The organism is Mycobacterium sp. (assembly GCF_019247635.1).
Classification (GTDB): Bacteria; Actinomycetota; Actinomycetes; order Mycobacteriales; family Mycobacteriaceae; genus Mycobacterium.
On the sequence record NZ_JAFBAR010000080.1, the window covers coordinates 1 to 20,033 of the forward strand.

Consider the following 20,033-nt stretch of genomic DNA (forward strand, 5'->3'; position numbering starts at 1 on the left):
GATGGGCCACGCCGGCGCGATCGTGTCCGGCTCGTCGGGGACCGCGGCCGCCAAGAAGGAAGCCTTGGAAGCGGCCGGTGTGAAGGTCGGCAAGACGCCGTCCGAGACGGCCGCGTTGGCCCGCGAGATTTTGCAGGGCCTGTAGCGATTGCTGGCGGGTGCGCGCACGCCCGACCCGCAATCAGCCGATGTCGACCGCGACCCAGCCTGTGGCGGCCCAGCGGTGGCCCTAGCCTGTGGCGGCCCAGCGGGTGGCCCTAGCCCCTAGACCCGGGCTTGCCGATCGCGCCGAAGCTGAAGTTGAAGCTGCCGAGGCCGGGAAGGCCGCCGAAGCCCGGGGGCATACCGGGACCGCCGTTTCCGCCATTGCCACCGATACCGGACAGATAGCCGCCGAATCCACCGAATCCGCCGTTCCCGCCGAAGCTGGAGATGCCGGCCCCGCCGTTGCCGCCGTTGCCGCCGACGCCGAACACGATGCCGCCCTCACCGCCCCAGCCGCCGGCGCCGCCGTAATTGCCGCCGACCCCGCCGGCACCCCCATCGCCGCCGGAGCCGAATAGATGCCCGTTGGCGACTTCGGGAGTCAGCAGGAGTTGCCAGATGGTAGGGGTATGGCCGCCCGGGCCACCGTTGCCGCCGGAGTTGCTGCCGTTGCCGCCATCGCCGCCCGTGGCGCCGGTGCCAACCAAGTTGAAGAGGTCGACCGCTGTGCCGCCAGGCCCTCCGATACCTCCGTTGGTGCCGGTCCCTCCCGTGCCGCCGTGGCCGCCGACTCCGAAAAGGAAGCCGCCGGCGCCACCGCCCGGTCCACCCGCGCCGCCCGTGCCGCCACCCCCGCTGGCCCCACCGACACCGCCGTAACCGCCGAAGCCGATGACCTGGCCACCGTTGCCGCCGATGCCCCCGTTGCCGGGGCCACCCCCGACGTCGGCTCCGCCCGATCCGCCCAGGCCGCCGGTGCCGAACAACAACCCGGCCGACCCGCCGTTTCCACCGTTTTTGCCGGGTGCGCCGGACCCGCCGTTACCACCGTTACCGATCAATATCCCACCGTCGCTGCCGTTGGCCCCGGTTCCAGCAGCGCCGTCGGCGCCATCACCGATCAGCGCGCGCCCCATCAGCCCCTCGGTGGGCGCGTTGATGACACCGACGAGATCCTGCACGACGGCCTGCAGCGGGTTCGCGTTGGCGCTCTCGGCGGTGGCATACGCACCCGCGCCCGCGTTCATGAGTTGGACGAACTGCTGGTGGAACTGTGACGCCTGGCCGCCGAGCGCCTGGTAGGCCTGGGCATGCGCACCGAACAGCGCGGCGACGGCCGCCGAGACCTCGTCGGCGCCGGCGGCCAGCAGCCCCGTTGTGGGTGCTGAGGCCGCCGCGTTGGCCTGGCTGATCGTTGTGCCGATGCTCGCCAAATCCGACGCCGCGCTCGTCACAAATTCGGGCGCCGCAACTACGAAGGACATCCCGACCCCCAGCCGATGATTCGTGGTTACCCGTGCTTGCCGTTGATGCCGAACAGGAATGCGCCGATGCCGCCGACCCCGCCGGTGCCGGGGTTGATGCCGCCCCCGCCCGCGCCGCCGTCGCCGCCGATGCCGGAGATGACGCCACCGATCCCGCCGAGCCCGCCGTCGCCACCGTCCGTGGCGCCAAATCCGCCCGCGCCGCCGTGGCCGCCAACGCCGAACAGGATGCCGCCCTCGCCGCCGGAGCCGCCCAGGCCGCCGGTGATGGCGCCGATCCCGCCGGCGCCGCCGTCGCCGCCCATCCCGAGCAGATGGCCGTTGCCGAGTTCGGGGAACAACAGGAGCGTGAAGATGTCGGGGGTGTTGCCGCCGTTGCCGCCGCCCCCGCCGACGGAGCCGCCGCCGCCGGCACCGCCGGTGCCACCCGTGCCGATGAGTTGCAGCAGGGCACCCCCGGTGCCGCCGACGCCCCCAGTTCCGCCGCTGGAGCCGCCGCCAAACCCGCCGGCCCCGCCGGTGCCGCCGACGCCGTAGAGGAATCCGGCGGCCGATCCGCCCGCTCCACCTGCGCCACCCGGGCCTGCGACGTTGGAGCCCCCGGCACCGCCGGTGCCGCCGAAGCCGATCAACTGGCCGCCCTGGCCGCCGACCCCGCCGTTACCGGGACTGCCGCCCGCCCCGCCGTCCCCGCCCTTGCCGCCGGTGCCGAACAACAGCCCAGCAGACCCGCCGTTCCCGCCGTTCTGGTTGGGTGCGCCGGACCCGCCGTTCCCGCCGTTGCCGACCAATATCCCGGCGTCCCCGCCGTTTGCTCCGCTACCCGCGGCGGCATTCGCGCCGTCGCCGATCAATGGGCGTCCGACCAGCGCCTGGCTCGGTGCGTTGATCCCGCCGAGCAAATCGTCGGCGATGGTCTGCAGGGGGTTCGCATTGGTGCTCTCGGCGCTGGCATACGCACCCGCGCCCGCGTTCATCAGTTGGACGAACTGCTGGTGGAACTGTGACGCCTGGCCGCTGAGCGCCTGGTAGGCCTGGCCATGCGCACCGAACAACGCAGCGACGGCCGCCGAGACCTCGTCGGCGCCTGCGGCCAGCAGCCCCGTGGTGGGTGCGGAGGCCGCCGCGTTGGCTTGGCCGATCGTTGTGCCGATGCTCGCCAAATCCGACGCCGCGGCCGCCGCAACCTCTGGAGCCGCCACAACAAATGACATCCCAAACCCCGTTCGCCAGTTGATCAATGATGAGGAGCCGAGCGTATCGCGGGTTCGCCCGGCAGACTCGCTTTTTCGAGCAGTCAGAAACGGCGCAGGCAGCGCCTTGCGGTTACCCGTTGGCCCCGCGCGCGCCGAACAACGTGCCACCCAGGCCGCCGATTCCGCCGGGACCGCTTCCCAACAGGCCAGCCCCGAGGCCAGCCCCGCCGCCGCCGTTACCGCAGATGAAACCCCGGCCTCTCAACCCTCCCGGGCCGTACTGTAGATAGTTACTCTATGAATCTCGATCGGCGTACCCCTGTGCTCGTCGGCGTCGGGCAGATGGCGGAGCGGATCGACGATCCCGGATACCAGGCGATGTCGCCCGTCGAAATGGCCGCCGCCGCTGCCCAAGCTGCCCTCGATGATTGCGGTGCTTCCGCGGTGGCGGCGGCCATCGACACCGTGGCCGGTGTTCGACAATTCGAGATCTCCGGCGTGATCAATGCACCGCTGGGGCGGTCCAACAACTACCCGCGATCAGTGGCCAAGCGGCTCGGTGCCGCGCCGGCGCGTGCCATCCTGGAAATCGTCGGCGGTCAAGGGCCGCAGCATTTGATCAACGAACTGGCCGGCGCTATCGCCGAGGGCCGCTCGGAGATCGCGGTGATCTTCGGCTCGGACACCACGTCGACCCTGCGGCACTTCGCGGCGGACGTCAACCAGGACGACAAGCCCGACTTCACCGAGAGCGTGGACGGCGACTTGGAGGACCGTGGCCACGGTGTCGAGCCGCTCATCTCGCGGTACACCGTGATCCACGGCCTGGTGGACGCGCCGACGCAGTACGCGCTGTTCGAGAACGCGCGGCGCGCGGGTACCGGGCTCGGGCCGGCCGAATACCTGCGCAGCATGGGCGAGCTGTTTGCACCGTTCACCAAGGTCGCCGCCGGCAATCCGTTCGCCGCGGCGCCGGTCGTGCGCTCCGTCGACGAACTGATCACCGTCACCGAAAGCAACCGGATGATCAACGAGCCCTACCCGCGCCTGATGGTCGCCCGCGACCAGGTGAACCAGGGTGCCGCGGCCGTGCTGATGTCTATCGAGGCGGCGCGCCGCCTCCGGGTGCCCGAGGAAAAGTGGGTGTACCTGCACGGACACGCCGACCTGCAGGAGCAGAGCATGCTGGAGCGCCCGGATCTGGGGCATGCCCCGTCGGCCGTCATGGCGGTGCGCGACGCGCTGAACATGGCCGGAATCGGCGTCGACGACGTCGCCACCTTCGACCTCTACAGCTGCTTCCCGGTGCCGGTGTTCAACATCTGCGACGGCATGGGACTGGCGCCTGACGACCCGCGTGGCCTGACCCTGACCGGTGGGCTGCCGTTCTTCGGGGGCGCCGGCAACAATTACTCGATGCACGCCGTCGCCGAGACCGTAGCCAGGATGCGAAGCGCGCCAGGGCAATTCGGTCTGGTCGGTGCCAATGGCGGCGTGCTGAGCAAGTACTCGGTCGGCGTCTACTCGACCGCGCCGGCGCAATGGCGGCCGGACCGCGGCGCGAAACTGCAGGCGCAGATCGACAGCGGGCCGACCGTGCCGGTCACCGAAAACGCCGACGGCCCCGGAATTGTCGAGACCTACACCGTGCGTCGCGACGGCGGCCGGCTGACCGGGATCATCGTCGGCCGGCTGGACGCCGACGACAGTCGTTTCCTGGCGACCACCGAGGACAACGAGCTGATCGCGCTACTGACCGATGGCGATCCCGTGGGTAAACCGGTCCGCGTGCGCTCGTTCGAGCATGGCAACCGCTGCTCTCCCTAACGCTTAAACGAAGCTGGCCAGCTTGCCAGCCAACCGCTCCACGTAGGCGGCGACTTCGTCTTCGGATTTGTCCGGCACGCCGAACAACACCTCGGTCACGCCCAGCTCCGCCCAGCGCGCGAGCTTGTCGGGCACCGGTTTGAAGTCCAGGGCCACGATCTGTGGGGCCCCGTCGCGGCCGGCGGCTGCCCAGGTATCCTGCAGCAACTTCACCGGCTCGTCGATGTCGAAGTCGCGTGGGGTGGTGATCCAGCCGTCGGCGCTGCGGGTGATCCACTTGAAGTTCTTCTCGTTGCCCGCGGCACCCACCAGCACCGGAATGTGTGGCTGCACCGGCTTGGGCCACGCCCAGCTGGGCCCGAACTTGACGAATTCGCCGTCGTAGGCGGCTTCTTCCTGCGTCCACAGCGCCCGCATCGCCTCGATGTATTCGCGCAGCATGGTGCGACGGCGCCCGGGCGGCACGTTGTGGTCGGCGAGTTCGTCGGTATTCCAGCCGAAGCCAACCCCAAGGCTTACCCGGCCGCCGGACAGATGGTCCAGGGTGGCGATGCTTTTCGCCAACGTGATCGGGTCATGCTCGACGGGCAGCGCCACCGCGGTGGACAACCGGACCCGGGACGTCACGGCACTGGCCGCGCCGAGGCTCACCCAGGGGTCAAGCGTGCGCATGTAACGGTCGTCGGGCAGTGACTCATCACCCGTCGTGGGGTGGGCCGCCTCGCGCTTGATCGGGATATGCGTGTGTTCCGGCACGTAGAACGTCGTGAAACCGTGGTCGTCGGCCAGCTTGGCGGCTGCCGCGGGGGCGATGCCCCGATCGCTGGTGAAAAGTACAAGCCCGTAATCCATGCCCAGAATTAGAACGTGTTCTACCTACGCTGAGCAAGCTGGCCGCTTCTGAACATGGCGCTCGCCGCGACGGTGGCGGTCGAAGGCGCGCAAACGTTGCGCTAGCGTGGGGGATCGAATCGCGCCGCGCCTGCGTGCCGGAAAGCAGCGCGCCCGTGGCACCGAGTCGGTATTGGAAGCAACAGGAGGATTCATGACCTACCCGCCCGGCAGTCCCGGCTACCCACCCACGCAGCCGCCCGCCGCGGGCTATGCGCCGGCCACGCCGTCGTTCGCCAAGACCGACAGCGGTGAAAGCAAGCTTCCGCTATACCTGACCATCGCGGTCGCGGTGCTCGGGGCGCTGGTGTATTTCCTCAATTTCGGTCCGATGTACACCATCACCAACAACTCCGACTTTGGGCCCGCCGCGAACATATTCGCCCGTGACGGCGGCACAGCGGTCTTCATCGCCCTGTTCGCCGCGTTGCTCGCCGGCTTGAGCCTGTTACCCAAGGCGAAGGGCCGGGTGAAGTTGGTTGCCGCCTTTTCGCTGCTCGGTGCGCTCTGGTTGGTCTCGGACACGCTGAACGTACCCAGCGCCTACACGATCGGCTGGGCGGTGTGGCCCGTGCTGGCCGCCAGCGTCCTGCAGGCCGTTGCCGCCCTGGTCGCCGTCCTGCTGGACGCGGGCGTCATCACCCCGCCCACCCCGCGGCCCAAGTTCGACCCGTACGCGCAATACGGCCAATACGGGCAGTACGGGCAGTTCGGGGCTCAGCCGGGTTACTACGGCCAGCCAGGGGGCCAGCCAGGCGCACAGCAGCAGCCCGGCGCGCAGCAGCAGCCCGGCGCGCAGCAGCAGGCCGGCGGATACGGCGCGCAGTTCGGCGGCTACAACCAGAGCCAGGCCGCGACCCAGCAGGCGATCCCGACCTCCGGCGGATTCGGCGCCCAGCCCGCGGCTCAGTCGGGACCCCAGCCAGCAGCGCAGCCAGGGCCATCGACGCCGCCGACCGGCTTCCCAAGCTTCGGCCCGCCGCCGCAGGTGGGCGCCGGCGCGGGTTCCGAGGGTGCCGCCGCGCCGGTCAATTACGGAAACCCCGCGGGCAATCAGCCGTCCTACGGACAGGGTCAACAATCGCCGTCGTCACCGGCGGGGCCGGCGCCGGCCTAACCGCGCGCTCGCGCGCCTAGTCGGGCACACGGGTGGTCGAGGACAACCGGACAGCGGGCGCACGCCAGGCGCGTGACCTGGTCCGGGTCGCGTTCGGCCCGGCCGTGGTGGCGGTGGTCGTCATTGCCGCGGTCACGCTGCTGCAATTGTTGATCGCCAACAGCGACATGACCGGCGCATTGGGCGCCATCGCCAGCATGTGGCTCGGCGTGCACGCCGTGCCGATCTCGATCGGCGGTCGCGAACTGGGCGTAATGCCGTTGCTGCCGGTCCTGATGATGGTGTGGGGTACCGCGCGTGCCACCGCGCGCGCCACGTCCGGGCGCGCGTCGTGGCTCGTCGTCCGTTGGGTAGTCGCGTCGGCGCTGGGCGGGCCGTTGCTGATAGCAGCCATCGCGCTGGCCGTGATCCACGACGCGTCGTCGGTCATTACCGAACTGCAGACGCCGAGCGCGCTGCGTGCGTTCGTCAGCGTCCTGGTGGTGCACGCCGTCGGTGCCGCGATAGGAGTATGGTCACGCATCGGTCGACGGGCCCTGGCCGCGTCGCCACTGCCCAATTGGCTGGGTGATTCGATGCGTGCCGCCGCGGCGGGCGTGCTGGCGTTGCTGGGACTGTCCGGGCTGGTGACGGCGGGATCGCTGATTGTGCACTGGGCGACCATGCAAGAACTCTTCGGGATCACCGAGTCGATCTTCGGTCAGTTCAGCCTCACGGTGCTGTCGGTGCTGTATGCGCCCAACGTCATCGTGGGCACCTCCGCCGTCGCGGTCGGGTCCAGTGCGCATATCGGTTTCGCCACTTTCAGTCCATTCACCGTTTTCGGCGGTGACGTTCCCGCCCTGCCGATGCTGGCCGCGGTTCCCACGCCGCCGCTCGGGCCGGTGTGGGTGGCCCTGCTCATCGTCGGCGCATCATCCGGCGTGGCCGTCGGACAGCAATGCGCTCGCCATGCCCTGCCGTTTTTTCCGGCGGTGGCCAAGCTGCTGATCGCAGCGGCCCTGGGCGCGCTGGCCATGTCGCTGCTCGGGTTCGCCGGGGGCGGCCGGCTGGGCAACTTCGGCGACGTCGGCGTGGACCAGCGTGCCCTTGTGGTCGGTGTGTTCTTCTGGTTCACGGTGGTCGGTTGCGTCACCGTGGTGATGGCCGGCGGCATCAGGCGCCCTCGCCGACGCCCCAAACGCCGGCCCGCGCCGCGGGTCGACGAGCCGCCGGGCGATGGCGATCTGCTGTTGAGTGACGAGGAGATCGGCATCGGCCCCGACGTGTCCGACGACGACGGGCCGGCGCGTCAGGAACCCGAGGAACCCACGGAAGACCAGGAACACCGGGAACCCGGGGAACCCGGGGAGCCCGGGGAGCCCGGGGAGCCTGACGAACTCCCCGATGATCCCGACGATCCGTCAGGCGCAGGCGCACCACCTACTACCTAAGGGCCGTGGGCGCGCGAGATTTACGCCGCCGAGTCTGAAGGCCCGGCGTCGAGTCTGCGGTGACGGTGTCGACACGCCAGCGATGAGGCCCTGGATGCAGTCTCGACGCGAAGATGCCGATTTTGACTAGGCTGCCGGTGTGCAGGAACCGCTCCGTGTGCCCCCAAGCGCACCGGCTCGGCTCGTTGTCCTGGCATCGGGCACCGGTTCGCTGCTGAATTCGCTGCTGGGCGCCGCCGTGGACGACTACCCGGCGCGGGTAGTCGCCGTGGGCGTGGACCGCGCCTGCCCCGCCACGGAGATCGCCGCGCGGGCATCAATACCCGCATTCATGGCACGGCTCGCTGACCACCCCACGCGCGAGGCCTGGGACGCCGCCATCACCGAAGCCACCACAGCACATCAGCCCGACCTCATCGTGTCCGCCGGTTTCATGAAAATCCTTGGGCCACAGTTCCTTTCGCAATTTCAAGGCCGCATCCTCAACACGCATCCGGCGCTGCTGCCAGCGTTCCCTGGTGCCCACGCCGTGGCCGAAGCACTGACCTACGGCGTGAAAATCACCGGTTGTACGGTGCACCTTGTTGATGCCGGCATGGACACCGGGCCGATACTGGCGCAGCAAGCCGTTTCGGTACTCGACGATGACGACGAAGCGACTTTGCATGAACGCATCAAGGTGATCGAACGCCAATTGCTGGTGGACGTGGTGGCCGCAATCGCCACGCGTGGCGTTACCTGGATCGGACGAAAAGCGTGGATCGGACGAAAGGTGACCACAGGATGAGCACCGACAAAAGGCCTATCCGCCGCGCGTTGATCAGCGTGTACGACAAGACGGGGCTGGTCGACCTGGCCACGGGCCTGGCAGCGGCCGGCGTCGATATCGTCTCGACCGGATCTACCGCGAAAACCATTGCCGCAAAAGGCATTCCGGTGACGCCGGTGGAAGAGGTCACCGGCTTCCCGGAGGTGCTGGACGGCCGGGTGAAGACCCTGCATCCGCACGTGCACGCCGGGCTGCTGGCCGACCTTCGCAAGCCCGAGCATCAGGCCGCTCTGGCCGAACTCGGCATCGCCGCCTTTGAACTGGTGGTGGTCAACCTGTACCCGTTCAGCGAGACCGTCGACTCCGGCGCCAGCGCCGACGAATGTGTCGAGCAGATCGATATCGGCGGGCCCTCGATGGTTCGCGCCGCGGCGAAGAACCATCCCAGCGTCGCGGTGGTCACCGACCCGCGCGGCTATGACGGCGTGCTGGCCGCGGTGCGCGACGGCGGCTTCACCCTTGCCGAGCGCAAAAGGCTGGCATCGCTGGCCTTTCAGCACACTGCCGACTACGACATCGCCGTGGCGAGTTGGATGCAGTCCACCCTGGCGCCCGAGGAGCCGAAGACACCGTTCCCGCAGTGGTTCGCCCGAAGTTGGCGTCGTGAGACGACGTTGCGCTACGGCGAAAACCCGCATCAGCAGGCTTCGCTGTACACCGACCCCGCCGCCTGGCCGGGCCTGGCGCAGGCCGAGCAGCTGCACGGTAAAGAGATGTCCTATAACAACTTCACCGATGCCGACGCGGCCTGGCGCGCCGCCTTCGACCACGAACAGATCTGCGTGGCAATCATCAAGCACGCCAACCCCTGCGGCATTGCGATCTCGGAGATTTCGGTCGCCGACGCGCACCGCAAGGCCCATGAATGCGACCCGCTGAGTGCCTATGGCGGCGTAATCGCGGCCAACACCGAAGTCAGTGTCGAGATGGCGGAATATGTGAGCACCATCTTCACCGAGGTGATCGTCGCGCCCGCCTACGCAGCCGGCGCGGTCGATCTGCTGACCCGCAAGAAAAACATTCGGGTACTGCTGGCCTCGGAGCCACTCCCCGGCGGCAACGAGCTCCGGCCGATCAGCGGGGGAGCGCTGATTCAGCAGCGCGACGAACTCGACGCGTCCGGCGACAACCCGTCGAGCTGGACCCTGGCAAGCGGATCGCCGGCCGACCCGGCCACCTTGGCCGACCTGGTCTTTGCCTGGCGGTCGTGCCGCGCGGTCAAATCCAATGCGATCGTGATAGCCGCGGGCGGCGCGACCATCGGTGTCGGGATGGGTCAGGTCAACCGGGTCGACGCCGCCCGGCTGGCCGTCGAACGCGGCGGTGAGCGGGTCAACGGTGCGGTTGCGGCCTCAGATGCCTTCTTCCCGTTCCCCGACGGGCTGGAGACGCTGGCCGCGGCCGGTGTCAAAGCGATCGTGCACCCCGGCGGGTCGGTGCGCGACGACGAGGTGACCGAAGCCGCGACCAAGGCCGGAGTCGCGTTGTACCTCACCGGAGCACGGCATTTTGCCCATTGAGGGAGACACTGATCGGCACTAGTCGGTGGCGCGTCGTAGCGTGGAGTGGTGACGTCACCGAGAAACCTCCCCCGTACCGTCGGCGAACTACGTGCTGCCGGTCATCGCGAACGGGGAGTCAAGCAGGAAATCCGGGAGAATCTGCTGACCGCGTTAGCCGAAGGCCCAGACGCCGGCGAGGTATGGCCGGGGATCCTGGGCTTCGAAGACACCGTGCTGCCTCAACTGGAGCGGGCGCTGATCGCGGGCCACGACTTCGTCCTGCTGGGCGAGCGCGGCCAGGGCAAGACCCGGCTGCTGCGGGCGTTGACAGGTCTGCTCGACGAGTGGACGCCGGTGATCAGCGGAGCCGAGCTGGGCGAGCACCCGTACACGCCCATCACGCCGGAGTCGATCCGGCGGGTCGCCCAGCTTGGCGACGATCTGCCGGTGGCCTGGAAGCACCGCAGCGAGCGCTACACCGAGAAGCTGGCCACGCCGGACACCAGCGTCGCCGACTTGGTCGGCGACATCGACCCCATCAAGGTGGCCGAGGGCCGCAGCCTGGGTGATCCCGAGACCATCGCCTACGGACTGATCCCGCGCGCGCATCGCGGCATCGTCGCGGTCAACGAGCTGCCCGACCTCGCCGAGCGCATTCAGGTGTCCATGCTCAACGTCATGGAGGAACGCGACATCCAGGTCCGTGGGTACACGCTGCGGCTGCCGCTGGACGTCTTGGTGGTCGCCAGCGCCAACCCCGAGGACTACACCAACCGCGGCCGCATCATCACTCCGCTCAAAGACCGTTTCGGGGCGGAGATCCGCACCCACTACCCGCTCGAGTTGGAGGCGGAGATGGGTGTCATCGCTCAGGAGGCGCACCTGAGCGCACAGGTGCCCGACTACCTGACGCAGGTGATCGCCCGGTTCGCTCGCTACCTGCGGGAATCCAACTCCGTCGACCAGCGGTCCGGGGTATCGGCCCGGTTCGCGATCGCCGCGGCAGAGACCGTCGCCGCCGCCGCCCGCCATCGTGGCGCGGTGCTGGGGGAGACGGATCCCGTTGCCCGCGTGGTGGACTTGGGCACGGTGATCGACGTTCTGCGCGGCAAGCTGGAATTCGAGTCCGGCGAGGAGGGCCGCGAACAGGCGGTGCTCGAGCACCTGTTGCGCCGCGCCACCGCCGACACCGCCGCGAAAGTGCTGGGCGGCATCGACGTCGGCTCGCTGGTGGCCGCCGTCGAGGGCGGCTCCGCGGTGACGACGGGCGAGCGGGTGTCGGCTAAGGACGTGCTCGCCGCGGTCTCCGGATTGCCGGTCGTGGACACTATCGCCCGAAAGCTGGGCGCCGACTCCGAAGGGGAGCGCGCCGCCGCGCTGGAGCTGGCGCTCGAGGCGCTGTACCTCGCCAAGCGGGTCGACAAGGTATCCGGTGAGGGCCAAACAATTTATGTCTGACCGACATTCGACGCGGTACTCGGCGTATACCGGCGGACCCGACCCGCTGGCACCGCCGGTGGATCTGCGTGAGGCGCTCGAGCAGATCGGCCGCGATGTCATGGAGGGCTCGTCACCGCGCCGCGCGCTCTCCGAGCTGCTGCGGCGCGGCACCAAGAACCTGCCCGGCGCCGATCGGCTGGCCGCCGAAGCGAACCGACGCCGTCGGGAGTTACTGCGGCGCAACAACTTAGACGGCACCCTGCAGGAAATCAAGAAATTGCTGGACGAGGCCGTGCTGGCAGAACGCAAGGAGTTGGCACGCGCCCTCGACGACGATGCCCGGTTCGGTGAGCTGCAACTCGACGCCCTGTCGCCGTCGCCGGCCAAGGCCGTCCAGGAGCTGTCCGACTACAACTGGCGCAGTGCCGAAGCTCGCGAAAAGTACGACCAGATCAAGGATCTGCTCGGCCGCGAGATGCTCGACCAACGCTTCGCCGGAATGAAGCAGGCGCTTCAGGGCGCCACCGACGAGGACCGGCAGCGGGTCAACCAGATGCTGGACGACCTGAATGACCTCTTGGACAAGCACTCTCGCGGTGAGGACACACAGCAGGATTTTCAAGACTTCATGGACAAGCACGGCGAGTTCTTCCCGGAGAACCCGCAAAACGTCGACGAGCTGCTGGACTCGCTGGCCAAGCGCGCGGCCGCCGCGCAGCGCTTCCGTAACAGCCTGAGCCAGGAGCAGCGGGACGAACTGGATGCCTTGGCGCAGCAGGCATTTGGCTCTCCATCGCTGATGAACGCGCTGAACCGGCTGGACGCGCATCTGCAGGCGGCGCGGCCGGGTGAGGATTGGACCGGGTCGCAGGAATTCTCCGGCGACAACCCGCTGGGCATGGGCGAGGGCGCCCAGGCGCTGGCCGACATCGGCGAGCTGGAGCAGCTGGCCGATCAGCTGTCGCAAAGCTATCCGGGCGCCACCATGGACGATGTGGACCTCGACGCGTTGGCCCGTCAGCTGGGCGACCAGGCCGCGATCGATGCGCGCACCCTGGCCGAACTGGAGCGCGCGCTGGTCAATCAAGGCTTCCTGGACAGGGGCTCCGACGGCAAGTGGCGCCTGTCGCCCAAGGCCATGCGACGTCTCGGTGAGACGGCGTTACGTGATGTGGTCCAACAGCTTTCGGGCCGACGCGGCGAGCGTGACCACCGACGCGCGGGCGCCGCCGGCGAGCTCACCGGCGCGACCCGGCCATGGCAGTTCGGCGACACCGAGCCGTGGAACATCTCGCGCACGTTGACCAACGCGGTGCTGCGGCAAGCCGGCACGGCGACGCTACAGGGGCCCGTCGGCTCGCCGCCGGCCTTGCACATCACCGTCGACGACGTCGAGGTCTCCGAGACCGAAACGCGAACCCAGGCCGCGGTTGCGCTGCTGGTTGACACCTCGTTCTCGATGGTGATGGAGAATCGCTGGCTGCCGATGAAGCGGACGGCGCTCGCGCTCAACCACCTGGTGTGCACGCGGTTCCGGTCAGATGCGTTGCAGATCATCGCATTTGGTCGCTACGCGCGGACGGTGACCGCCGCCGAGCTGACCGGCTTGGAGGGTGTCTACGAGCAGGGCACCAACCTGCACCACGCGCTCGCGCTGGCGGGGCGGCATCTCAAGAGGCACCCCAACGCGCAACCGGTAGTGCTGGTGGTGACCGATGGCGAACCGACCGCCCACCTGGAGGACTTCGACGGCGACGGATCGTCGGTGTTTTTTGACTATCCGCCGCACCCCCGGACCATCGGACACACCGTGCGCGGGTTTGACGACATGGCCCGCCTGGGCGCTCAGATCACCATCTTCCGGCTGGGCAGCGATCCCGGCCTGGCGCGCTTCATCGACCAGGTCGCGCGACGTGTCGAGGGCCGTGTCGTGGTGCCCGATCTCGACGGGCTGGGCGCCGCGGTGGTGGGCGACTATCTGCGCTCGCGGCGGCGCTGAGATAAGGGTGGTGGCGACCCGCTACTTGCGCGGTTTGCGGGCTTTGCGCTTGATACCGACGCCGCCCCATAGCGAGAAGCCGCTCACCCTGACCGTTGGCGCTCCCGGAACACCCTCACCGAGTACTTGGCGGTCGAAATTGCCCATCACCCCGTGGCCGTAGATCTCGACGTTCACCTCGGGTGGCACCAGGAAGGTCTGCGCACCCATGATCGAGTACGCGTGGATCTCGACCTCGGTCGAGGTGAAGTCGGCGTAGCGCAGGTCGACCACACCGCTGCCCCAGAACGTGAAAGTGGTCAACTTCCTCGGCACGTTCCACCGGCCGCGCCGCTCGAATCCGCTCAGCAGGGCGAGCAGCAGCGTGGACGGCGCCGGATTGCATTTGCCGCCCCGACGCGGGTTGACCGGCGACACCGCCAGGTCGGCCCGAAGCTGATCCAGTTCCTGGTAGGTGGTCGCCGTATAGGCCTTGGTAAGACGCTCTTCGTACTCGTTGAGTTCCAACCGACCCTGCTCGGCGGCGTAGGCCAGCAACTGCGCAATCTGGATGCGATCAGTGTCCGCCGCACGCGACGCTTCGTCGCGTGTCTCCCTGGTTGCGCGCTGTGCTGGGTTGCTCATCACTGACGAGCGTACGACTTCACAATTTTGCTGCAAGAGGTGTTGGCTAAACTGCAATCTTGGTAACGGGATTGGACGCTCTTACTGAGCACGGGTCTAATTGAACTTGTCTCTTGGCGCGGCATCACCAGCGGCCCAATTGGGTGTGCGTTTTTGCAGGAATGCCAGCATGCCCTCGCGGGCCTCGTCGGAGACGAACAACCGCGCCGACTCCTCGGTGAGACGTTCGGCGTCGCGGTCGAATCCTTCGAGCACCGCCGCGGTGGTCAGCGCTTTGGACGCCGCAAGACCCTGCGGGGAGCCGCGGCCCACATCGGCGACCAGCGCGGCCACCGCGGTCTCCACGTCGTCGGCCGCGACCGTGACCAGGCCGATCTCGGCGGCCACCCCCGCGTCGAACGTCTCGCCGGTCAGATAAAAGCGCGCGGCGGCTCGCGCGGAGAGTTTCGGCAGCAGCGTCAGCGAGATGATGGCCGGGGCGACGCCGATCCGGGCCTCGGTCAGCGCGAAGGTGCTACGCGGACCGGCGACCACCAGGTCGCACGCACCGAGCAGACCGAACCCGCCCGCCCGGACGTGCCCGTCGATGGCGCCGATCACCGGCAGCGGAGACGTGACGATGGCGCGCAGCAGGTCCGTCATCTCGCGGGCCCGTGCCACGGCCGTGTCGAATGGATCACCGCCGCCGGCCTCGCTTAGGTCGGCCCCGGCGCAAAAGGTGCCACCCGTGTGACCCAGCACCACCACTCGCACCGCCGGATCGGCCGCGGCGTCCCGCAAACCCTGATGCAGTTGACCGACCAGCGTGCTGGACAGCGCGTTGCGGTTGTGCGGAGAGTTCAGCGTCAACCGCGCGACCGGGCCAGCGCAGGCGTACTCGACCAGCGTGTCCATCAGTAGGGCTTCAGTAGCTTCGGGGCAGGCCCAGGGACGTCTGTGCGACGAAGTTGAGCACCATCTCGCGGCTGATCGGGGCGATGCGGCCCAGCCGGGCGGAGGTCATCATCGCGGCAACACCGTACTCCTTGGTCAGACCGTTGCCGCCCATCGACTGCACCGCCTGGTCGACGGCGCGCGTCGACGCTTCGGCCGCAGCATATTTCGCCATGTTGGCAGCCTGGGCCGCGCCCGCGTCATCGCCGCTGTCGTAGAGCGTCGCCGCCTTTTGCATCATCAGCTTGGCGAGCTCGACCTCAATGTGGCACTGCGCCAGCGGATGTGACAGGCCCTGATGCGCGCCGATCGGGGTGGACCAGACCTTGCGGGTTTTGACGTAGTCGACGGCCCGCTCGAGTGCGAAGCGGCCCATGCCCACCGAGCTGGCAGCGCCCATAATGCGCTCTGGGTTCAGGCCCGCGAAAAGCTGTGCAATCGCGGCGTCCTCGGCTCCGATGAGCGCATCGGCCGGCAGCCGCACGTCGTCGAGGAAGACTTGGAACTGGCGTTCGGGGCTGATCAGCTCCATGTCGATCGGGGTATAGCTGAAGCCGGGCGTGTCGGTGGGCACCACGAACAAAGCTGGACGGAGCGACTCGGGCTTAGCCCCTGTGTCTTTGTACGTGCGCCCCACCACCAACACCGCCTGGGCCTGGTCGACGCCGGAGATAAAGACCTTCTGGCCCTGCAAAATCCAGTCGCTGCCGTCGCGGCGGGCGGTGGTGGTGATCTTGTGGGAGTTGGATCCGGCGTCGGGTTCGGTGATCGCGAACGCCATGGTCAGTGAGCCGTCGGCGATAGCTGGGATCCACCGCTTCTTCTGCTCCTCGGTGCCGAACTTGCTGATGATGGTGCCGTTGATGGCCGGCGATACCACCATCAGCAGCAGCGCGCTGCCGGCGGCCGCCATCTCCTCCATTACCAGTGACAGCTCGTACATTCCGGCTCCGCCGCCGCCGTACTCCTCGGGCAGATTCACCCCGAGGAAGCCCAGTTTTCCTGCTTCGGACCATAACTCGGTGGTGTGCTCGTGGGCGCGCGCCCTCTCCAGGTAGTACTCGTGGCCGTAGTGCGACACCCACCCGGCCACCGCCTTGCGCAGCGCCTGACGCTCCTCGTTTTCGATGAAACTGGTATCGATCATTGCGGATCTCCCTCTGCTGCAGGCGCTTCGACTCTCGCTAAGACGGCGCCGACTTCGACTTGTTGACCGGGCGTGACGTTGAGCTCGGTGAGTACCCCGTCGCCCGGCGCGGTGATCGTGTGTTCCATTTTCATGGCCTCCAGCCAGATCAATGGCTGACCGGCAGTCACGGTGTCGCCGGCCTGCGCGCCGAGCCGGATGACGTTGCCGGGCATGGGCGCAACCAGCGAGCCCTTTTCGACGGTCGAACCCGGCAACGGGAAGCGCGGCAGCGCGACCAGGTGCGCGGGTCCACGCACGGAATCGACGTAGACGTCTTCGCCGTAACGGCTGACCCTAAAGCTCTGCGCCACACCCTCTTCGGCCAGCACAACCGTATCTGGCGAGGCCGAAACCAGTTGCACCGACTCGTTTCCCGGCAGCGCCAATCCTGTTCTGGTAAACCGGTATTCGACGCGGTGCTCGGTATCGGCATCATCGCGATAAACCTTTACCTGGTAGCCCGACGCCACATTGCGCCACCCGCTGGGGACCGCGCCGAAAACCTTTGCCGCGGCCCGGTTCTGGGCGGCATCGGCCAGCGCGGCGGCGATCGCCGATAACGCGACGGCGTCGGCGTCGGCGAGCGGAGCGGCCAGCTCGGACAGACCGTGCGTGTCGAAAAACGCGGTGTCCGTTGCGCCGTCGAGGAATGCCGGATGACGCAGTACATTGACCAGCAGCTCACGGTTGGTACGCAGCCCGTGCAGCCGAGAGCGCGCCAGCGCGTCGGCGAGGACCAGCGCGGACTGTCGGCGCGTCGGGGCGTAGGAAATGACCTTCGCCAGCATCGGGTCGTAGTGGATCGATACCACCGATCCGTCGACAATGCCCGAATCCAGCCGGATCCCGGTACGCCGTCCGAGCGCGCTGAATTCGGCGCGGACACCGGGCACGTCGATCGTGTCCACCCGGCCGGCCTGCGGTTGCCACCCGCGTGCGGGGTCCTCGGCATAGAGTCGGGCCTCGATCGAATGCCCCTTCGCGGCGGGCGGTTCGGCGTCCAAACGGGCCCCGTCGGCGACCTCGAGTTGCAGTTCCACCAGGTCGAGCCCGGTGGTTTCCTCGGTGACCGGGTGCTCGACCTGCAGCCGGGTGTTCATCTCCAGAAAGTAGAATTCGCCGTCGTCATCGGCCAGGAACTCGACCGTCCCGGCGCCGGTGTATCCGATCGCGCCCGCGGCCAGCCGTGCGGCATGGAAAAGCTTGGCCCGCATCCCAGATGTGCGCTCCACCAGCGGTGACGGCGCCTCTTCGATGATTTTCTGGTGGCGGCGCTGAATCGAGCACTCCCGCTCACCGACCGCCCACACCGTGCCATGTGTGTCGGCCATGACCTGAACCTCGATATGGTGTCCGGTCGGCAGATAACGCTCGCAGAACACGGTCGGATCGCCGAACGCCGACTGGGCCTCGCGCTGCGCGGCCTCGACTTCGCCTGGCAGGGTGGATAATTCGCGAACGACCCGCATGCCCCGACCACCCCCACCCGCGGAAGCCTTGACCAGCACGGGCAGCTGGGCGTCGGTGACGGTGTCGGGGTCCAGCTCGTCGAGCACCGGCACCCCGGCGGCGGCCATCAGCTTCTTGGACTCGATCTTGGAGCCCATCGCCCGCACCGCCTCCACCGGCGGCCCGACCCAGGTCAGGCCCGCATCCTGCACGGCCGCGGCGAATTCGGCGTTCTCCGAGAGGAATCCGTAGCCGGGGTGGACCGCGTCGGCGCCGGCGGCACGAGCGCAGGCGATGAGGGCCTCGGTGTTGAGGTAGTCGCTCGTGCGGGCCAACCGCACGCGGTAGTCGGCCTCCGCGACGTGCGGCGCGGCGGCATCCGGCTCGGTGTAGACGGCGACGGTGCCCAGGCCCAGTAGCCGGCAGGTGGCAAAGACCCGCCGGGCGATCTCACCCCGGTTGGCGACCAATACTCGCGTGATCGGCATCGGGTTCACATCCTGAAGACGCCGAAGTTCGACGTCCCCTTGATCGGGCCATTGGCGATGGCGGACAGACACATTCCCAGCACGGTGCGGGTGTCTCGTGGATCGATCACCCCGTCGTCGTAGAGCATCCCGGACAACACCAGCGGCAGCGACTCGGCTTCGATCTGGCCCTCAATCGCGGCGCGCATGGAAGCATCAGCGGCTTCGTCGTAGTGCTGGCCGCGGGCTTCGGCGGCCGCGCGGGCCACGATCGACAGCACGCCCGACAGCTGGGCGCCGCCCATTACCGCGGATTTGGCGCTGGGCCAGGCGAATAGGAACCGCGGGTCGTAGGCCCGCCCGCACATGCCGTAATGGCCCGCGCCGTAGGATGCGCCGATCAGCACCGAGATGTGCGGGACGGCCGAGTTGGAGACGGCGTTGATCATCATCGAGCCGTGCTTGATCATGCCGCCTTCCTCGTAGTCCTTGCCCACCATGTAGCCGGTGGTGTTGTGTAGGAACAACAGTGGCGTGTCGGACCGGTTGGCCAGCTGAATGAATTGCGTGGCCTTCTGCGACTCCTCGCTGAACAACACGCCGCGCGCGTTGGCCAGGATACCCAGCGGGTAGCCGTGCAGCCGGGCCCAGCCGGTTACCAGCGACGACCCGTACATCGGCTTGAACTCGTCGAACTCGGAGCCGTCGACGATGCGGGCGATCACCTCCCGAGGGTCGAACGGGATGCGCAGGTCGGCGGGGACAATCCCGATCAGCTCCTCGGCGTCGAACAGCGGCTCGACGACGGGTCCGGGCCGGGGGCCTTCCTTGACCCAGTTCAGCCGGGCCACTATACGGCGTCCGATCCGGATGGCGTCGAGCTCGTCCTGCGCGAAGTAGTCGGCCAAGCCCGAGATTCGGGCATGCATCTCGGCACCGCCCAGCGATTCATCGTCGGACTCCTCGCCGGTGGCCATCTTTACCAGCGGTGGTCCGGCCAAAAACACCTTTGACCGTTCCTTGATCATCACCACGTGATCGGACATTCCCGGCACGTAGGCTCCGCCCGCGGTGGAGTTGCCGAAAACCAAGGCGATGGTGGGGATTCCAGCGGCCGACAACCGGGTCAGGTCGCGGAACATCTGGCCGCCGGGGATGAAAATCTCCTTCTGGGTGGGCAGGTCCGCTCCGCCGGATTCCACCAGCGAAATCACCGGAAGCCGATTCTGCAGGGCTATCTGGTTGGCCCGCAGGATCTTTCGTAAGGTCCACGGATTGCTGGTGCCGCCCTTGACCGTCGGATCGTTGGCGACGATCATGCATTCCACGCCACAGACCGCACCGATGCCGGTGACCGTGCTGGCACCGACCGTGAATGCGCTGCCCCATGCGGCCAGCGGACTCAGCTCGAGGAACGGCGAGTCCGGGTCGACGAGCAACTCGAGGCGCTCCCGCGCAGTCAGTTTGCCCCGCGCGTGGTGGCGTTCAACATACTTGGGCCCGCCGCCTTGCAGCGCCTTGGTGAGCTCAGCGGCAATCTCGTCGAGCTTGGTCGCCGCCGCCGACGCCGCCTCGGCATAGGCGGCAGAGTGCGGGTCGAGCGTCGATTGCAGCGCGGTCATGACCACCGCCGACGATGCAGAGCGCAGCGATGAGGCGGTATCTCCC

The 20,033-nt window shown here is 68.1% G+C and carries 13 protein-coding genes and 3 pseudogenes; 8 read left to right on the forward strand and 8 right to left on the reverse strand.

Features of this window, described 5'->3' with window-relative positions:
- Window positions 1-145, forward strand: a pseudogene (locus JO236_RS12220) (succinate--CoA ligase subunit alpha); the annotation flags it as partial.
- Window positions 146-260: 115 nt separating this feature from the next.
- On the opposite strand, the pseudogene JO236_RS12225 reads toward JO236_RS12220, so the two are convergent.
- Both JO236_RS12225 and JO236_RS12230 read right to left on the reverse strand, forming a co-directional pair.
- Window positions 261-1,469, reverse strand: a pseudogene (locus tag JO236_RS12225) (PE family protein); the annotation flags it as partial.
- A 29-nt stretch (window positions 1,470-1,498) separates the two neighbouring features.
- A pseudogene (locus JO236_RS12230) lies at window positions 1,499-2,683 on the reverse strand (PE family protein); the annotation flags it as partial.
- A gap of 279 nt (window positions 2,684-2,962) precedes the next feature.
- Here JO236_RS12230 and JO236_RS12235 point away from each other — a divergent pair.
- On the forward strand, window positions 2,963-4,492 hold the full coding sequence (locus JO236_RS12235; protein ID WP_293330052.1) for an acetyl-CoA acetyltransferase: 1,530 nt from the start codon (window positions 2,963-2,965) through the stop codon (window positions 4,490-4,492).
- A gap of 3 nt (window positions 4,493-4,495) precedes the next feature.
- Here the strand turns inward: JO236_RS12235 and JO236_RS12240 are convergent, their stop codons facing one another.
- Complete coding sequence (locus tag JO236_RS12240) at window positions 4,496-5,344, reverse strand: LLM class F420-dependent oxidoreductase (protein WP_293330054.1); 849 nt, start codon at window positions 5,342-5,344, stop codon at window positions 4,496-4,498.
- 193 nt (window positions 5,345-5,537) lie between these two features.
- Between JO236_RS12240 and JO236_RS12245 the strand changes: the two genes are divergently transcribed.
- From JO236_RS12245 to JO236_RS12270, 6 genes are all read left to right on the forward strand, one after another.
- Entirely contained in the window at window positions 5,538-6,500 is a 963-nt protein-coding gene (locus JO236_RS12245; protein ID WP_293330055.1) for a DUF5336 domain-containing protein, read from the forward strand.
- A gap of 32 nt (window positions 6,501-6,532) precedes the next feature.
- Window positions 6,533-7,933 carry a DUF6350 family protein gene (locus JO236_RS12250; protein WP_293330057.1) on the forward strand — a complete coding sequence of 467 codons (1,401 nt, stop codon included), beginning with the start codon at window positions 6,533-6,535 and terminating at the stop codon, window positions 7,931-7,933.
- A gap of 139 nt (window positions 7,934-8,072) precedes the next feature.
- A complete protein-coding gene (purN, locus tag JO236_RS12255) occupies window positions 8,073-8,720 on the forward strand; it encodes a phosphoribosylglycinamide formyltransferase (RefSeq protein WP_293330059.1) in 648 nt (215 codons plus the stop codon).
- Window positions 8,717-10,282 carry a bifunctional phosphoribosylaminoimidazolecarboxamide formyltransferase/IMP cyclohydrolase gene (gene purH, locus JO236_RS12260; RefSeq protein WP_293330061.1) on the forward strand — a complete coding sequence of 522 codons (1,566 nt, stop codon included), beginning with the start codon at window positions 8,717-8,719 and terminating at the stop codon, window positions 10,280-10,282. The genes purN and purH overlap by 4 nt, the downstream gene beginning before the upstream one ends.
- A gap of 45 nt (window positions 10,283-10,327) precedes the next feature.
- Window positions 10,328-11,722 (forward strand): ATP-binding protein, encoded by a 1,395-nt coding sequence (locus JO236_RS12265; RefSeq protein ID WP_293330063.1) that lies wholly within the window; start codon window positions 10,328-10,330, stop codon window positions 11,720-11,722.
- Complete coding sequence (locus tag JO236_RS12270) at window positions 11,715-13,703, forward strand: vWA domain-containing protein (protein ID WP_293330065.1); 1,989 nt, start codon at window positions 11,715-11,717, stop codon at window positions 13,701-13,703. Before JO236_RS12265 ends, JO236_RS12270 begins: the two co-directional genes overlap by 8 nt.
- Before the next feature lie 21 nt (window positions 13,704-13,724).
- On the opposite strand, the gene JO236_RS12275 is transcribed toward JO236_RS12270, so the two are convergent.
- The 5 genes from JO236_RS12275 to JO236_RS12295 all read right to left on the reverse strand — a co-directional run bounded on the left by JO236_RS12275 (window position 13,725) and on the right by JO236_RS12295 (window position 19,987).
- Window positions 13,725-14,327 (reverse strand): DUF1707 SHOCT-like domain-containing protein, encoded by a 603-nt coding sequence (locus JO236_RS12275; RefSeq protein WP_293330067.1) that lies wholly within the window; start codon window positions 14,325-14,327, stop codon window positions 13,725-13,727.
- Window positions 14,328-14,423: 96 nt separating this feature from the next.
- Window positions 14,424-15,221, reverse strand: a complete 798-nt coding sequence (locus tag JO236_RS12280; protein WP_293330069.1) for an enoyl-CoA hydratase family protein — start codon at window positions 15,219-15,221, stop codon at window positions 14,424-14,426.
- Between the two features lie 10 nt (window positions 15,222-15,231).
- The gene (locus JO236_RS12285; protein ID WP_293330071.1) at window positions 15,232-16,407 is read right to left on the reverse strand and encodes an acyl-CoA dehydrogenase family protein; all 1,176 of its coding nucleotides are present in this window, start codon (window positions 16,405-16,407) and stop codon (window positions 15,232-15,234) included.
- A complete protein-coding gene (locus JO236_RS12290) occupies window positions 16,404-18,386 on the reverse strand; it encodes a biotin carboxylase N-terminal domain-containing protein (protein ID WP_293330073.1) in 1,983 nt (660 codons plus the stop codon). Before JO236_RS12290 ends, JO236_RS12285 begins: the two co-directional genes overlap by 4 nt.
- A 5-nt stretch (window positions 18,387-18,391) precedes the next feature.
- A complete protein-coding gene (locus JO236_RS12295) occupies window positions 18,392-19,987 on the reverse strand; it encodes an acyl-CoA carboxylase subunit beta (protein ID WP_293330075.1) in 1,596 nt (531 codons plus the stop codon).
- Between the last annotated feature and the right edge of the window lie 46 nt (window positions 19,988-20,033).

Coding starts and splice junctions, on each gene's coding strand:
- JO236_RS12235 (WP_293330052.1), top strand. CDS start 2,963: ATGAATCTCGATCGGCGTACCCCTGTGCTCGTCGGCGTCGGGCAGATG.
- JO236_RS12240 (WP_293330054.1), bottom strand. CDS start 5,344: ATGGATTACGGGCTTGTACTTTTCACCAGCGATCGGGGCATCGCCCCC.
- JO236_RS12245 (WP_293330055.1), top strand. CDS start 5,538: ATGACCTACCCGCCCGGCAGTCCCGGCTACCCACCCACGCAGCCGCCC.
- purH (WP_293330061.1), top strand. CDS start 8,717: ATGAGCACCGACAAAAGGCCTATCCGCCGCGCGTTGATCAGCGTGTAC.
- JO236_RS12270 (WP_293330065.1), top strand. CDS start 11,715: ATGTCTGACCGACATTCGACGCGGTACTCGGCGTATACCGGCGGACCC.
- JO236_RS12275 (WP_293330067.1), bottom strand. CDS start 14,327: ATGAGCAACCCAGCACAGCGCGCAACCAGGGAGACACGCGACGAAGCG.
- JO236_RS12280 (WP_293330069.1), bottom strand. CDS start 15,221: ATGGACACGCTGGTCGAGTACGCCTGCGCTGGCCCGGTCGCGCGGTTG.
- JO236_RS12285 (WP_293330071.1), bottom strand. CDS start 16,407: ATGATCGATACCAGTTTCATCGAAAACGAGGAGCGTCAGGCGCTGCGC.
- JO236_RS12290 (WP_293330073.1), bottom strand. CDS start 18,386: ATGCCGATCACGCGAGTATTGGTCGCCAACCGGGGTGAGATCGCCCGG.
- JO236_RS12295 (WP_293330075.1), bottom strand. CDS start 19,987: ATGACCGCGCTGCAATCGACGCTCGACCCGCACTCTGCCGCCTATGCC.